General features: G+C 39.2%; 19 protein-coding genes. 6 read left to right on the plus strand and 13 right to left on the minus strand.

Annotation, left to right across the window (positions count from 1 at the left end):
* The first annotated feature begins 11 nt into the window (after positions 1-11).
* A complete protein-coding gene (locus GQR87_RS16645) occupies positions 12-704 on the plus strand; it encodes a glycerophosphodiester phosphodiesterase family protein (RefSeq protein WP_158971263.1) in 693 nt (230 codons plus the stop codon).
* A gap of 4 nt (positions 705-708) precedes the next feature.
* Here the strand turns inward: GQR87_RS16645 and GQR87_RS16650 are convergent, their stop codons facing one another.
* The 5 genes from GQR87_RS16650 to gpmI form a co-directional block, all read right to left on the minus strand.
* Positions 709-1,134 (minus strand): MerC domain-containing protein, encoded by a 426-nt coding sequence (locus GQR87_RS16650; RefSeq protein ID WP_158971265.1) that lies wholly within the window; start codon positions 1,132-1,134, stop codon positions 709-711.
* A 102-nt stretch (positions 1,135-1,236) separates the two neighbouring features.
* Positions 1,237-2,172, minus strand: coding sequence for a DUF808 domain-containing protein (locus GQR87_RS16655; protein WP_158971267.1), 936 nt, complete (start codon positions 2,170-2,172; stop codon positions 1,237-1,239).
* A 9-nt stretch (positions 2,173-2,181) separates the two neighbouring features.
* Positions 2,182-2,940 (minus strand): divergent polysaccharide deacetylase family protein, encoded by a 759-nt coding sequence (locus GQR87_RS16660; RefSeq protein ID WP_158971269.1) that lies wholly within the window; start codon positions 2,938-2,940, stop codon positions 2,182-2,184.
* Positions 2,941-3,016: 76 nt separating this feature from the next.
* Positions 3,017-4,096 carry a murein hydrolase activator EnvC gene (locus GQR87_RS16665; RefSeq protein WP_233267300.1) on the minus strand — a complete coding sequence of 360 codons (1,080 nt, stop codon included), beginning with the start codon at positions 4,094-4,096 and terminating at the stop codon, positions 3,017-3,019.
* 85 nt (positions 4,097-4,181) lie between these two features.
* On the minus strand, positions 4,182-5,717 hold the full coding sequence (gpmI, locus tag GQR87_RS16670; protein WP_158971273.1) for a 2,3-bisphosphoglycerate-independent phosphoglycerate mutase: 1,536 nt from the start codon (positions 5,715-5,717) through the stop codon (positions 4,182-4,184).
* A 214-nt stretch (positions 5,718-5,931) separates the two neighbouring features.
* Here gpmI and GQR87_RS16675 point away from each other — a divergent pair, with 214 nt between their 5' ends.
* Genes GQR87_RS16675 through gpsA form a run of 4 tightly spaced genes read left to right on the plus strand, consistent with a single transcriptional unit; the run spans position 5,932 to position 8,176 of the window.
* Positions 5,932-6,357, plus strand: a complete 426-nt coding sequence (locus GQR87_RS16675; protein WP_158971275.1) for a rhodanese-like domain-containing protein — start codon at positions 5,932-5,934, stop codon at positions 6,355-6,357.
* 15 nt (positions 6,358-6,372) lie between these two features.
* A complete protein-coding gene (grxC, locus tag GQR87_RS16680) occupies positions 6,373-6,630 on the plus strand; it encodes a glutaredoxin 3 (RefSeq protein ID WP_158971277.1) in 258 nt (85 codons plus the stop codon).
* A gap of 20 nt (positions 6,631-6,650) precedes the next feature.
* Complete coding sequence (secB, locus tag GQR87_RS16685; protein ID WP_158971279.1) at positions 6,651-7,166, plus strand: protein-export chaperone SecB; 516 nt, start codon at positions 6,651-6,653, stop codon at positions 7,164-7,166.
* A 14-nt stretch (positions 7,167-7,180) separates the two neighbouring features.
* The gene (gpsA, locus tag GQR87_RS16690; RefSeq protein ID WP_158971281.1) at positions 7,181-8,176 is read left to right on the plus strand and encodes an NAD(P)H-dependent glycerol-3-phosphate dehydrogenase; all 996 of its coding nucleotides are present in this window, start codon (positions 7,181-7,183) and stop codon (positions 8,174-8,176) included.
* A gap of 486 nt (positions 8,177-8,662) precedes the next feature.
* Here gpsA and GQR87_RS16695 read toward each other — a convergent pair whose 3' ends face one another.
* Together GQR87_RS16695 and GQR87_RS16700 are read right to left on the minus strand one after the other, a co-directional pair.
* The gene (locus GQR87_RS16695; protein WP_158971283.1) at positions 8,663-9,073 is read right to left on the minus strand and encodes a hypothetical protein; all 411 of its coding nucleotides are present in this window, start codon (positions 9,071-9,073) and stop codon (positions 8,663-8,665) included.
* 133 nt (positions 9,074-9,206) lie between these two features.
* Entirely contained in the window at positions 9,207-9,557 is a 351-nt protein-coding gene (locus GQR87_RS16700; protein WP_158973065.1) for a group II intron maturase-specific domain-containing protein, read from the minus strand.
* 60 nt (positions 9,558-9,617) lie between these two features.
* Between GQR87_RS16700 and GQR87_RS16705 the strand changes: the two genes are divergently transcribed.
* A protein-coding gene (locus GQR87_RS16705; protein ID WP_158966521.1) for an IS3 family transposase occupies positions 9,618-10,771 on the plus strand; the annotation gives its coding sequence in 2 pieces (ribosomal slippage) (positions 9,618-9,891 and positions 9,891-10,771; 1,155 coding nt in all).
* A gap of 444 nt (positions 10,772-11,215) precedes the next feature.
* Here GQR87_RS16705 and GQR87_RS16710 read toward each other — a convergent pair.
* The 6 genes from GQR87_RS16710 to rpsM all read right to left on the minus strand — a co-directional run bounded on the left by GQR87_RS16710 (position 11,216) and on the right by rpsM (position 15,349).
* Positions 11,216-11,992 (minus strand): SapC family protein, encoded by a 777-nt coding sequence (locus GQR87_RS16710; RefSeq protein ID WP_158971285.1) that lies wholly within the window; start codon positions 11,990-11,992, stop codon positions 11,216-11,218.
* 497 nt (positions 11,993-12,489) lie between these two features.
* Positions 12,490-12,891: a 50S ribosomal protein L17 gene (rplQ, locus tag GQR87_RS16715; protein ID WP_158971287.1), complete on the minus strand. Its 402-nt coding sequence runs from the start codon at positions 12,889-12,891 to the stop codon at positions 12,490-12,492.
* 42 nt (positions 12,892-12,933) lie between these two features.
* Positions 12,934-13,923, minus strand: a complete 990-nt coding sequence (rpoA, locus tag GQR87_RS16720) for a DNA-directed RNA polymerase subunit alpha (RefSeq protein WP_158971289.1) — start codon at positions 13,921-13,923, stop codon at positions 12,934-12,936.
* A 22-nt stretch (positions 13,924-13,945) separates the two neighbouring features.
* On the minus strand, positions 13,946-14,566 hold the full coding sequence (gene rpsD / locus GQR87_RS16725) for a 30S ribosomal protein S4 (RefSeq protein ID WP_158971291.1): 621 nt from the start codon (positions 14,564-14,566) through the stop codon (positions 13,946-13,948).
* A 24-nt stretch (positions 14,567-14,590) separates the two neighbouring features.
* Positions 14,591-14,980 (minus strand): 30S ribosomal protein S11, encoded by a 390-nt coding sequence (rpsK, locus tag GQR87_RS16730; protein ID WP_007625676.1) that lies wholly within the window; start codon positions 14,978-14,980, stop codon positions 14,591-14,593.
* A 12-nt stretch (positions 14,981-14,992) separates the two neighbouring features.
* Positions 14,993-15,349 (minus strand): 30S ribosomal protein S13, encoded by a 357-nt coding sequence (gene rpsM / locus GQR87_RS16735; protein WP_158971293.1) that lies wholly within the window; start codon positions 15,347-15,349, stop codon positions 14,993-14,995.
* Between the last annotated feature and the right edge of the window lie 71 nt (positions 15,350-15,420).

Consider the following 15,420-nt stretch of genomic DNA (forward strand, 5'->3'; position numbering starts at 1 on the left):
AGGTCACCTGTATGTTAGTTTTCGCTCACAGGGGCGCAAGCAGCCATGCCCCAGAAAATACTTTATTAGCCATGGAAAAAGCACTAGAACAACAGGCTGACGGTATTGAAATGGACGTTCAACAAATCGGCAACGAATTAGTGATATTTCATGACCGTATTTTATCTAGAAATAGCAATGGTACAGGGTTAGTTAAAGAGCATAACTTAAAAGCGTTACAAGCCTTAGACCTAGGTGAAGGCCAAAGCATCCCCACTTTATGGCAAGTATTAAACTTAGTTAATGGCCAATGTTTACTCAATTTAGAAATCAAAGATGTCACCGATGTTTCTCTAGTCATATGCAACATAGAGCGTGCAGTCAGTGAATTAGCATTTAACTATACAGACTTTTTCATTTCTTCCTTCGACCACCACTTTTTAGCCAAATTCAAAGCATTGGCCCCACATATTCGAATTGCTGCTTTAACTGCTAGCAAACCATTAAAATACGCAGAATTTGCCGAACAGCTTGGCGCGTATTCGGTCAATGTTGATATGTGCTGTTTAGATGAAAATTTTGTCCAAGATGCCAAACAACGTGGTTTAAAAATCATGGTATATACGGTAGATGAAGCAAAAGAGTTATTAAAACTAAAAGAATGGCAGGTTGATGGGGTGTTTAGTAATTCACCAGCAAACGCATTGCTGGTGTTAAGAGGTTAGCGAATTAACTAGCGCAACCAGATCCTGATCCAGAATCTGAGTCTGATTCACAGCTATGGCAGCTTTTACATAATTTTAAATTGGTCACATGGGCAGCGATAATAAGAAACGCACCAATGGCAATAGTGAAGGGTTCGTATTGCTCACCAAATATATCTTTGTTCCAGTAAATTAAACCGCCTAAGAATAAACTGTATAGTGGATATATTTGTCTGTGGTATTTATAAAAGCCAATAAATAATGCCCAAAACCCAACAATCATTGACATAGATAAAATCGTTTTTTCAAACCAATCTTGTGCGAAAAATAACGAGCCGACTAAAGGCAATAATGGGATCAAGATAGGTAAGGCCAGGCAATGCAACGCACACAAACTAGAGGCCCAGATGCCTAGTTTATCTAAAATTGATCTATCTTCTGTGGTTTGCATGAGTGTTACCTTAAAAATCAGAATCGTTATAATATAACATTCCATGAATTATTCAAGGTTTTATACACACCTTTTTGATCAGATTATGACAATTACAATATTTTATTCATTTTTATTAAAAAGCTTCAAACCTGTGGTAGTCAACATTAAAACTAAAGCTCCTGCAATCATCCCAATCAAGCCATCTAACAAAATAGGTGCCACGACTGACAAAACAGAAATAGCTCCTAAACCCTGCAATACAGGCTCAATAGCATGATGCAGTATAGGAATACTATGTACTAATATTCCCCCTCCGACTAAAAACATAGCCGCAGTACCAACGATCGCCAGTGTCTTCATAAGTAAAGGTGCAATCGTTAATAAACTTCTACCAGCAAATCTAGATAAACCTTGAAACGAACCTGATAATGATTTTCGCAAGAAGTACAGCCCGGCATCATCTAACTTCACTATACCTGCCACTAGGCCATACACCCCAACGGTAATCGCTAAAGCGAGTAACGACACAACAGTCACTTGGGTCATAAAAGGCTCGGCTTGTACTGTACCTAAAACGATCACTACTATCTCAGCTGACAAAATAAAATCAGTCCGAATTGCGCCTTTTATTTTGCTTTTTTCAAGTTCAACTAAATTCACTTTGGGATCGGCTATCGCATTTAATTTTTCTGCGTGTTCTGCTTCCAACTCTTCTTTAGAATGCAGAAACTTATGAGCCAACTTTTCTACCCCTTCAAAACACAAATACAAACCACCTAACACTAATAAAACCGTAATCAACCAAGGTAAAAAGGCACTTATCAATAAAGCAGATGGGACTAAAATAAGTTTATTTAACAGTGAACCTTTTGCCACAGCCCAAACCACAGGCAATTCACGCTCAGCTTTAACCCCAGAAACTTGCTCAGCATTTAACGCTAAATCGTCACCTAATACCCCAGCGGTTTTCTTTGCCGCGACCTTAGACAAAATAGCCACGTCATCCAATATGGTGGCGATATCGTCTATTAACGCCAGTAAGTTTGCAGCTGCCATGTTTTATTCCTAAAGTGCAGTAGCACCTGTTTGAAGTGTATCGATAGAAACCAATTCTGCGGGAGCATTCAAAACATCACTTAGCTTAACTAGAGATATTCCTTGTGTTTCAATGTTCTGTAAATTTTCGTTTAGATATTGCAAGGTTTCAGGATGGGGATGACCTATACCCACCGCATGGCCGTATTTTTTTGCCAGCCTAAGCAAGCGCTGAAATTGTTGGTCAATCTCGTTAATCTCTATAACATGGTCAATAAATACGTTACGTTTGGTATTTAACACCCCTGCTTTTTGTGCGATCAATTCAGCTTTGCTGTATCGAGTTGTTCTACTATCGACAAAAAATAAGCCTCGTTTTGATAAATAATCCATAGTCACAGACATAGGTTGAGATAATTGAGTTAATCGACTGCCCATATGGTTATTCATTCCAACTGCATTAGGCACAGTCGACAGGGCTTGCTTTAGCGTTTGAATAATTTCATTTGGCTGCATGGTTGACAGTAATACACCTTTTTCTTGATTCACTCGGGCTAAAGACTCCATAGGCATATGTAAAATGACTTCTCTATGTTGTTGAGCCGCTCGTGTAGAAAAAGCAGAAGACAAAGGTTTATTGGGTAAAATGGCAAAGGTCACTTCTGCCGGCAAGCTAAATGCCAGAGCGTCACGTTGATTATTGCCCATATCATCAATAATCAAAGACACTTGGGCTGCTTGCCCATGTAAGCTTGCTAACAACAAAAATGAGAAGATGAATAAACGCATGATTTAATTATTATTTTATTTAACGGCAATAAAGTTGAATAAGATTATAAGTGGTAAGTTAGCTATTACAACATACTTATAACTTTAACCAACTGGTCGGGTTAACAGGTTTGCCTTTGTGACGAATTTCAAAATATAAATTAGGTCGACTTTGGCCGCCACTTTGGCCTAATAGTGCAATCGACTCGCCTGCTTTAACCGTATCTCCCGCTTGTTTTAATAATGCTTGATTGTGCCCATACAGGCTCATATAACCATTGCCATGATCAAGTACAGACACTAAACCAAAACCTCGTAACCAATCGGAATAAAGTACTTTAGCGTCATGAATGGCCACCACTGGGCTTCCTTCATCGCCGTATATAACAATACCTTTCCATTTAATTTGACCTTGACGATAGCGACCAAACATTTTTCGTAACGTACCTTTAGCAGGTTTTAGTAAACGACCTTTTAGAGCATTCAAGCCTGCTAATTTGATACTTTTTTTCGATTCAGATTTTGCCTGCGCTTTAGCAATAGCCTCTAATAAATTCTTTTCGTTGATTTGTAACTGAGCAATTTTCAACTCATCAGTTTGGATTGATGCACGCAATTGTTTAAGGGTTTTCTCCCTATCGTCTTGCTGGGCTGTTAATGTTTTTTGTTGACTTAATTGTCGGGATTTAAGGATTTCTAATTCTTGTTGCTTATCGATTAATTCAGCGTTAACTGACTCTAACTCTTTAATTAAACCATTAAATAAATCAATTTGTGATTTTCGTGCCTTATTCAAATATTGATAATAAGTGATGGTACGTTCAAAATTTGCTGCATCTTCTTGATTTAACAACATTTTGGCAAAGTCATAATTGCCTGTCATGTAAGCACTGCGGATCTGTTTGGCCAATCCCAATTTCTGTTTATCTAATGATGCTAAATGACTTTTTTGTTTAGCTAACAAAACTTGTTGTTGTGTTTGATTATTATTTAATGCGCTTTGGGTTTGATTAAGCTTCTTCGCAGTTTCAGCAATTTTTAACTCTGCTTTTTGTAGATTATTTTGTACTTTCTTAGCGACGGCTAATTGTTTTTTAATCTCAGCTTGTTTGTGCTTTATTTGTTGTTGAATAGTCTCTAGATCATCTTGGCTCTGAGCAAAAGTTGAAAGAGACACGAATGAGGCAAAAAACAAAATCCAAAAGGGCAGCCATATGCTGGCCAACCTTTTAGATTTGTTGTTGTATCTCATGTATAACAAATTAGTTAAGTGTCACAATTGGCGTACCTGTCATTTCTTCAGGCTGTTGCATCCCCATTAAATGTAACATAGTAGGAGCGACGTCACTTAAAGTACCGCCTTCACGAGCGGTAGATTTACGACTACCAACATGAATAAATGGTACTAATTCGCTTGTATGAGCCGTGTGCGCTTGACCAGTTGAGGCATCTTGCATCTGTTCAGCATTACCGTGATCCGCGGTAATCAAACAATCACCACCATTCTTTTCAATAGCCGCAACAATTCGAGCAATACAAGCATCCACTGCTTCACATGCTTTTACTGCTGCATCAAAGTTACCAGTATGACCTACCATATCGCCATTGGGATAATTACAAATAATCGCATCAAATTTTCCAGATTCAATTGCTGCCACTAATTTATCGGTTAATTCAGCTGAGTTCATTTCAGGTTGTAAATCATAAGTTGCCACTTTAGGTGAAGGGATCAAAATACGCTCTTCCCCTTCATACAGATCTTCTCGACCACCACTATAAAAGAAAGTCACATGAGCATATTTTTCTGTTTCAGAAATACGCAATTGAGTTTTGCCATTTTGTGCTAACCAATCCCCCATCACATTCACTAATGGAACGGGAGGATACGCACTTGGCGCTTTAATACTTTCAGCATATTGAGTCAAAGTAACAAAAGAAGTTAACGCTATATGTTTACCTTTATTAAAGTCACTGAAATCAGCTTCGACAAAAGGACGACTAATTTCGCGAGCACGATCGGCTCTGAAGTTCATGAAAAACAATGAATCACCGTCTTCAATTGGCACAGCATCTCCAATCACAGTGGCTTGCATAAATTCGTCATTTTCATCTCTTTGGTAAGAGGCTTCTAATGCATCTAGTGCGCTATCCGCATGACAATTGCCCTGACCTTTAGCAATAAGGTTATAAGCCGTTTCAACTCGATCCCATCGAGAATCTCTGTCCATTGCATAATAACGTCCAACTAAGGTTGCCGTTTTGCCTAGACCGATTTCTTTGAATACTGCATCAGCTTGCTCTAGTGGCCCTTTCGCACTGCGAGGAGGTGTATCACGACCATCAAGGAAAGCATGCAAATAAACTTTGGTCGCACCACGTTTTGCTGCCATTTTTAAAAAGGCAAAGATATGATCTGCATGACTGTGTACACCACCTGCCGACAACAAGCCCATAACATGCACAGCTTTACCTGCTTTAATAGTTTTATCTAAATTTTCTACAAGCGTTGGATTTTCGTAAAAGTCACCATCTTCAATGGCTTTTGTTACCCGAGTAAAGTCTTGATAAACCACACGACCTGCACCTAAATTTACATGGCCAACTTCAGAATTCCCCATTTGTCCTGGTGGTAATCCAACATCTAGACCTGAGCCAGATATTAAAGTGTTGGTATAATTTTCACACAAACCATCTAAAACAGGAGTATTCGCGTGAGCAATTGCGTTGCTTTCTTGATTTTCTCTGTGTCCCCAGCCATCTAAAATGATTAATGCTGTGGTTTTTTTTGTTTGGCTCATTTCTATATCCTATTTAGTCAACTAAATTTCATTACCCTAATGTTATCCTTACTCGGCGCGCCAGTCATCAGCTATAACAGCTAAAAAAGCAAATGGATAACAATAAGTTATTCTTTACACATTAATAGATTAAAACTAAGGGCTAGTTTCTGACTGCAAAATCTATATACTTTGCCCTCTTTTTTTCAAGAATCATTAGTGGAACCCGTCAGTTATGGATCAAATGATAGAATTTGTTACCAATCATTATTTTTTATCTGGAATTTTTGTAGCACTCGTAGTGGCCATTATTTACACCACTCTAGCCAGCCAACTTTCTTCTTTAAAAGAATTAAGTACCCACGAAGCCACATTACTCATGAACAGAGAAGATGCCTATGTTTTAGATATCAGAACTGCAGCAGAGTTTAAAAAAGGTCATATTTTAGGCTCACAACAAATAAAAGCTGAATTAGTCACAAAAGCTGACTTCAGTTCACTTGAAAAACAGAAAACTAAACCCATCATAGTTGTCTGTGCAATGGGTATGACAGCAAAACGTACCGCCTCTCAGATGCAAAAAGCAGGCTTCGAAAATGTTTCTGTTTTAAAAGGTGGGATAAATGCATGGCAAGGTGCTGGTCTACCAATCAATAAATAATTTACAGGTGAGCTTGTGAGCAAAGTAGACATTTATACCAAAGGGCACTGTCCCTACTGCCATCGTGCTAAAGCACTACTGACAGAAAAGCAGGTTAAATTTAATGAAATCGAGATTGATGTTAATCCTGAATTACGTGATGTAATGATCGAAAGAGCCAATGGCGGATATACTGTTCCTCAAATATTCATTAACAATCAACATATCGGCGGTTGCGATGATTTGTTTGCTTTAGAAGTAAAAAACAAACTAGATACTTTGCTCGCTGAATAAATAAAATTTAAGGAAAGATGATGGCTGACGAAAATCAACCAAATGAAGGTACGGCACAACAGGGCGCTGCACAAGGTCCACAATTTAACATTCAAAGAATATTCACTAAAGATATCTCTTTTGAAACCCCTAATTCACCAGCTATTTTCCAAAAAGAATGGAAACCAGAGGTTCAATTAGACTTAGATACTAAGAGCACTCCTTTAGGTGAAAACCTATATGAAGTGGTATTAAGTGTGACTGTTACTGCTAAGTTAGGTGAAGAAACTGCATTTTTATGTGAAGTTCAGCAAGCTGGTATCTTTAGCATTGCCGACATGCCAGAGCAAAATATGGCGCATATGATCGGCGCATTCTGCCCGAACACTTTGTTCCCATATGCTAGAGAAACTATCTCTAATCTTGTAAACCGTGGAACTTTCCCTCCATTAAACTTAGCACCTGTAGATTTTAATCAAATTTTTGCTGCATATATGCAACAAAGAGCAGAGCAGGTTCAGGCACAAGAACAAGCACCACAAAAATTAGACGCATAAATGGTTCATACTAAATGAATTCAGTAGGTGTTTTAGGGGCAGGATCTTACGGTACTGCCCTTGCATTTTGTCTAGCCAGAAATGGCATTGATACTGTTCTTTGGAGCAGAGATCCAAAGCAAGCCGAATTAATGGCTGACTCAAGAACAAATGCTAAATATCTGCCAGGCTCAACTTTTCCTGAGGGCTTAAAGATTGCATCTGATATTCAACAAGTATTAGCCAACAGCCAAGATATTTTAGTCGTAGTCCCCAGTCATGCCTTTGCTGATACACTTAGCTTAATTCAACCATATCTTACTGATAAACATAGAATTATATGGGCAACTAAAGGCCTAGAACCAAACACAGGCAGATTATTACAAGAAGTTGCAGTAGAGATTCTTGGTGACAAGATACCTTTAGCTGCACTATCAGGCCCTACCTTTGCCAAAGAAATGGTCGCAGGTTTACCTACAGCGATTTCTATTAGCTCTACAGATGAAACATTAGCAGAAGAATTTGCTAATAAACTTCACTGTGCTAAGTCTTTCAGGGTTTACCGAAACGATGATTTTATTGGAATTCAACTCGGTGGTGCAGTAAAGAATGTTATTGCGATTGGTGCCGGATTAGCTGATGGTTTAGGATTTGGCTCCAATGCCAGAACCGCATTAATTACTCGTGGTTTAGCAGAACTCACGCGCCTTGGCATAAAAATGGGCGCTAAACCCAATACCTTTATGGGCATGTCTGGACTGGGTGATTTAGTATTAACTTGTACTGATAATCAATCTAGAAACCGCCGTTTTGGTTTAGCCTTAGGTAAAGGTTTAAGTATTGAGCAAGCGATCAAAGAAATAGGCCAAGTCGTAGAAGGGTATAACAACACTAAAGAAGTGCATATCTTATCCAACAAAATTGGGGTAGAAATGCCAATCTGTGAACAAATCTATCAAGTTTTATATCAAAATAAATCGGTCAAAGAAGCGGCGATGTCATTGCTAGAAAGAGATCAAACAACCGAATAGTGGTTTTGACTTCGTCACTTATGCGCTTCGCTTACAAAAGCATGACTTCGCCACAAAGCATGACTTCGTCACTTATGCGCTACGCTTACCGCAATCCATTGCGTTTTTGATACGGCATCCCTGCCGCACCAGTTACTCTTTTTCAACAGCAAAAAAGAGTAACCAGAAAATGCCGCTCTCCAGCCTCGTTCTATTCCCTGCGCTACTCACTTAAAATAGGTCGTGACAAGACGTTCCCGACGTCAATGTCACTCAAATCACATCCATGTGATTTGCCCAATTTCAAGCAATCTGCTCGGGGAACGCGGAGTCGAGAATAAAATCAAAAGCATTCGCGTTGCTCACTAAAAAAAAGCAAAACAACAGGCACTATTAGATTTTAATCATAGGGTGATAGTTAGACCGTTCTTCACTATTCAAAATAACACTTTCCATAACCGGTTTGTGCCGCTTTTGCACAAATCCGGTTTATGGATTTGTTATATTTTATTTTCGACTATTATCAGGTAGTTCACCCTTTAGCCGATCAATTAAAAACTCTTCCAATGCACTTGCTTCGAAAAAACTAGCATCTGGCACTCCCCAAGCCACAAAATGGGTTGGTTCTTTGGACCAAATACCCTTCGCTCCACCATACGAAAAGTCACTGGGAACTATAAAGTGATCATTCAATCGATGGCAAATAACTCTGGTTCTTCCTGTAACCTTGCCAATATAAAGCAAAGTGTCATTGCTAAAAATAGCGTAAATCCCTTTTCGGGTGGTTGTAATCTCAGGCCAACAGTCTCCGCAACCAAGCATATATGGTTTAACATATATAAAAGGCTCTAGCCCTTGACCACGAAAATTTGATTCAAACTCACTAACTAATTGTTGTACTGTGGCTAAATCTGCCATTCTCAAAACTTTCTTTTAAAATAATCGTGGTAGAGCGGCCCATTACTGAGCCGACCCCACACAGATCCGGACGTGCGGAATTACCGCATCCGGCTCTTCAGTTATATATTCACCCGTGTAAATCACGGCCACTTTAATACCAGTCAACATGGATCACTCTTTTGCTAACTCGTAGCTTCTGTATTTGGAAATACTCTAACATCTTCTTAAAATTACACCAATTGTAACTTCGACGACCACTGCGCCTGTTCAGCCATTTGTACAAACTATGTAGCACATAATTATATAGCTTACTTACGCTGCGGCTGTTGTCGGGTAGCCCAAAGTAATTTCTAAACCCTGTGAGTTTGCGTTTTAATTGAGGTAGCCAAGTCGCTAGTTTCTGCGAGCGTTTGGCTTTAATGAAATGGTAAAATTCGCTCAGGCTACTTCGCTGCTTTTGACTCGCAGTTCGTCGCCTTAATCTCGGTTTACCTTTTGTAATGGTTTAATGAAACTGGAGAGATTTATAGCTTAAAATAAACAAAATCTCGTAGGTATTAACATGACTAGAAAAGCAAAAGTAACCTTCACCCCGAAACAGAAATTAGAATACGCCAAATTGATGGTAGAAGATGGGTATACCAATAAACAGGTTGAAGAAATATCAGGTGCAGGCAGATCAGCCGTATCACGTTGGAAGCGTCAATATCAATCTGAGTTGCAGGGTGTTACACCAGAAAACACCAAGGCATTAACAGATGAGCAGCAAAGGATCCAAGCGTTAGAAACGCAACTTAAGCGAGCATTAAGGGATAATGAAATATTAAAAAAAGCCACCGCTTTCTTCATACGCAACAATCCAGACTTAATGTAATGAAAGAAATGAAGAAAGCTCAACTTGGCTATACCACCACCGAGTTATGTCGTTTATTTGAAGTGAGTAGTAGCCGTTATTATTACCACCCTAGGCCTCCTAATAGCGATGATATTGCATCATCGATTCAGTCGATAGCAGAAGTGACAGGAAATACTTATGGTAAGCGCAGAATGCAGGTTGAACTGAATGCGCTAGACCACAACATTGGTTTATATAAAACGGCTACACTCATGAAAAAACTAAACATAAAGGCGATTAGGCCTAAGAAGAAACATTATTATCCAGATTCAGGTGTTGAACATAAATATGCGCCCAATTTACTCAAGCGACAGTTTAGTCCTGATACCTATAATACTCATTGGGTTGGCGATATAACCTATATCAGACATCATCATGGCTGGAGCTATTTAGCATGTGTCTTAGATCTATCAACTAAAGAAATCGTGGGTTATGCATTATCGACAAAGCCTAACGCGGAATTGACAAAAACAGCATTGAATAATGCAATAAAACGTCAAGCACCCAACACACATAAGTTAATGTTCCATTCAGATCAAGGTGTCCAGTATTCAGCTATATCATTTAGAGAACGGCTTGCTCAATTAGATATCACACCTAGTATGAGTCGCCGTGGAAATTGTTGGGACAACGCCGTTATGGAGCGTTTTTTTAGAAGTTTAAAAACGGAGAGACTGAATCACCTTTCATTTTTAAACCATCAATCAGTGATATGCGAAGTTGAACAATATATTCAGTTTTACAACTATAAACGTCGACATTCTGTCTTAGATTATATGACACCACATCAGAAATATAATGAACTTAAAAATGCGGCTTAAAATCTCTCCGAAATTAGTTGACCATTACAAAACTCAATGGGTCAATTGGCATGGATAGCCAATTGAGTGGTGCTTTGTCGGGAACAAATCAGCACGACCTGTTGAGTTTATAAAAAATAGAATAAGAGCTTTGTTGGAGACCGGCTTCTTTTGCTTACTTTTCTTAGCTGTTGACTAAATTTACTGGATAAATTTAGAACGTACTTTAGTGCGGCCCAAAGGGTGAAATACAAGGAAGTATTTCATAACATAAGTCAGTCGGGCCTCATGGATGCGGTTTAAAAAAAGCCATGGATGGCGATAAGCGAAGCGCATTGTGAACGAAGTGAATGCTTTAGTGGCGAAGCCATACTTTGCTCGCGAAGCGAATGCTTTACAACGAAATCATAAAAAAGCCCGCTGTATCAATCACAGCAGGCTTTTAAAATATATAACTATTGGTGATTACTGAACTGGTGCAGCTTCTTCTGTTGTAGCACCTTCAGGCTTTTCTACTTGTAGCCGTAAACCTTGAATAGGATTTTCAGTATCGGCAGTAAATTGGACAATACGGTTTAGCTGGCCAAGAGACATCAAGATTGCATAGATAGCGCCTAGGTAGCCCGCTTTATGTAGTTCTAGAATAGTCTCATCGCTGAGTGCCTTAAGACGTGTTTCGTTAATAGTTTGCATTCCGTTGATATTACGTTGTTGGCCATTAACATATTTTGCATTTATCACAATCGAGTCTAATAAATCTAATTCTACGATTTTTTTCACAAAATTTTGCGTAGCCATCTCACTATTAGCTAATTCAGATAATAGTTTTTGACGATTATCTAGGTAAGGACTAGGAGTGCCTTCTTCAGTGAACAACAACTCACCTTCTGCATCACCTACTAGATCGCAATTTTCATCAATGTATACACCTAGTTTTTCACCATCGGGGCGCACATCAAAAGGATAACGTTGAACATTTAAAGGCACAACATGTCCAGTCCATTTGTTGTCTTTCATAAACAAGTTAACACCTTGCTCAATACCTAACATAGCAACGGTATGAGTTGTTTTACTGTTTGGATCTGTAATAAAGACAATTGGCATACAACTCGCAATTTGAGCATATTCGACAATAGAAGCAGCGGCAATATGTGCATCTTTTGCATGCGTAAAGTCATTACTTAATTTAACGCGAAGTGCTTTATGTTTCTCTTTATCTAATGGGACATAATTCATTGTCATTGAAAATTTCTCTGTTTTTTATGTTAAACAAGTCTCAACTTGCCAATTTAGTTAAAATTTTGAATCTGTATTTTGCAAAATATCAACGCTGTGCAAGTAATCTGGGGACTAAGCTATATTATTCAATACCCCAAGGCAAAATGTTAATAAAAAGTTGAACATAATCTTATCGCTGCTATGAATTTTAGTGGAAGGCTTATCAATGTGGTTAATTAACACACAATATTTTAGGTCTGTTAGAGATCCGTCTGAATCAATAAATTTTACTCTGAGATTGTCACTAGATTGAATCATTAATGTCTCTATTAGCTTATATAACTAAAATCAGTATATTGACGAACAAATACCACATTAACAACTTTACCTCGTCAGCGACCTTACAAGCGTTCTAACGGGCAATATAAGCTGTCTTTAGTATATTTTAATAACAATAATAATTTTTAAAGGGCATAAAAAAGCCAGACTAAAGTCTGGCTTTTTTTATATCTTACGATAACTTATTCCGCTGTAGCTTCTTCAATCTCTTCGACTGCTTCAACTTCAGGGCGGTCAACTAATTCAACGTAAGCCATTGGAGCTTTATCACCGGTACGGAATCCACATTTTAAAATGCGAATATATCCACCAGGACGCTCTTCATAGCGAGGACCTAATTCGTTGAACAATTTACCAACAACTTCTTTATCACCCGTGCGAGCCATTGCCAAACGGCGATTAGCTACACTGTCTTGCTTAGCAAGTGTAATAAGAGGTTCAAGTACGCGACGCAATTCTTTCGCCTTTGGTAGAGTTGTTTTAATCAACTCATGTTTTACCAAAGAACCAGCCATGTTTTTAAACATCGCTTGACGATGACTGCTGTTACGATTTAACTGACGACCACTTTTACGATGGCGCATAGTTTTATCCTTCTTTACAAATCAGTTTATTTAAAAACTTGATTAATCTTTTTCTGCGATTGACTCTGGTGGCCAGTTTTCTAGGCGCATACCTAGAGACAGTCCACGAGAAGCAAGTACATCTTTAATCTCAGTAAGAGATTTTTTACCTAAGTTAGGAGTTTTTAACAACTCAACTTCGGTACGCTGTACCAGGTCACCAATATATTGTATGGCTTCGGCTTTCAAACAGTTAGCTGAACGTACAGTTAGTTCTAAATCATCAACAGGGCGAAGTAAAATCGGATCAAATTCCGGTTTCTCTTCTTTTTCAACTGGCTCAGAAATATCACGAAGTTCAACAAATGCGTCTAATTGTTCAGCTAAAATTGTAGCTGAACGACGGATTGCTTCTTCCGGATCAATTGTGCCATTTGTTTCCATATCAATGATCAACTTATCAAGGTCAGTTCTTTGCTCTACTCGAGCAGACTCAACATTGTAAGAAATACGATCAACAGGGCTATATGAAGCATCTACCAATAAACGACCAATAGGACGATCATCTTCTTCTGAAGAGCGGCGAGTTGATGCAGGAACATAACCACGACCCATTTCTACTTTAATACGCATGCTGATATCAGCTTCGCCAGTTAAAGTACAAATAAGATGTTCAGGGTTAACAATTTCCACATCGCCATCATGCTGGATATCACCAGCTAATACTGGGCCCGCACCGGATTTCACTAGAGTTAGTGTTGCTTCGGTTTTGCCTTCAAGACACACGGCTAAACCTTTAAGGTTAAGCAATATCTCGATAACGTCTTCTTGCACGCCCTCTTTGGTGCTGTATTCATGCAACACACCATCGATTTCAACTTCAGTTACAGCACATCCAGGCATTGAAGACAATAGAATGCGACGTAACGCGTTACCTAGCGTATGGCCAAATCCGCGTTCCAAAGGTTCAAGTGTGACCTTAGCGCGAGTTGACGAGACGTTATCAATTTCAACTAATCTTGGTTTTAAGAATTCAGTTACAGAACCCGACATTGTTTCCTCTCTTCTTTAAGCTTTACTTAGAGTAAAGTTCGACAATCAACTGTTCGTTAATTTCAGCAGATAAATCAGTTCTTTCAGGAACACGTTTAAATGTGCCTTCCATTTTCTTGCTATCTACTTCAATCCAAGTTGGTTTCTCACGCTGATCTGCTAGTTCTAGAGCAGCAACGATACGTGCTTGTTTTTTCGCTTTTTCACGAACAGACACAACATCATCAGCAGAAACATTGAAAGAAGGAACGTTAACAACTTTACCGTTTACCAAAATGGCTTTATGGCTTACTAGTTGACGTGCTTCTGCACGTGTACTAGCAAAACCAATACGATATACTACATTGTCTAAACGCTGCTCTAAAAGCTGTAACAAGTTTTCACCTGTGTTGCCTTTTAAGCGTGCTGCTTCTTTATAATAGTTACGGAATTGCTTTTCCAATACACCGTACATACGACGTACTTTTTGCTTTTCACGTAATTGAATACCGTAATCAGATAAACGTCCACGACGGGCGCCATGCTGACCAGGTGCATTATCAATTTTACATTTCGTCTCAATTGCACGAACGCCACTTTTAAGGAACAAATCTGTTCCTTCGCGGCGGCTAAGTTTGAGTTTTGGACCCAAATATCTTGCCATGATCTTTCTCCAACTGTCCGTCGATTAAACGCGACGTTTTTTCGGTGGACGACAACCGTTGTGAGGTATAGGTGTCACATCGGTAATATTAGTGATTTTATAACCTGCAGCGTTCAAAGCTCGGATCGCAGATTCACGACCTGGACCTGGACCTTTAACGAACACTTCAATGTTTTTCAAACCGTAATCCTGTGCGGCTGTACCAGCGCGCTCAGCAGCTACCTGTGCAGCAAAAGGGGTAGATTTACGTGAACCACGGAAACCTGAACCACCTGAAGTTGCCCAAGACAAAGCATTGCCTTGACGGTCAGTAATAGTCACTATTGTGTTGTTGAAAGAAGCATGGATATGAGCCATACCATCAGCAACTTGACGTTTTACGCGCTTACGCGTTTTGGTTGGTGCTTTAGCCATAATATCCCCCGCTTATCGTTTTATTGCTTTGCGAGGACCCTTACGGGTGCGCGCATTAGTCTTAGTGCGCTGACCACGTAGAGGAAGACTACGACGGTGGCGAATACCACGGAAGCAACCTAAGTCCATCAAACGTTTAATACTCATTGACACTTCACGTCGAAGATCACCTTCAACTGTGAATTTAGCTACTTCATCACGTAACTTATCAATCTGTTCTTCATTAAGATCTTTGATCTTAGTTGTCTCTGCAACACCAGCTGCTACACAGATGCTTTTCGCACGTGTAGAGCCAACACCGTAAATTGCTGATAGTGCAATTACTGTATGTTTGTGCTCAGGGATGTTAATGCCAGCGATACGGGCCATTAACAGTACTCCTTATAATTAATAGTCATCAGCCTAAAAAGCCCGATAGGATACTTACCCAACGACTAAAT

The sequence above is a fragment of the Paraglaciecola sp. L3A3 genome (assembly GCF_009796765.1).
Classification (GTDB): Bacteria; Pseudomonadota; Gammaproteobacteria; order Enterobacterales; family Alteromonadaceae; genus Paraglaciecola.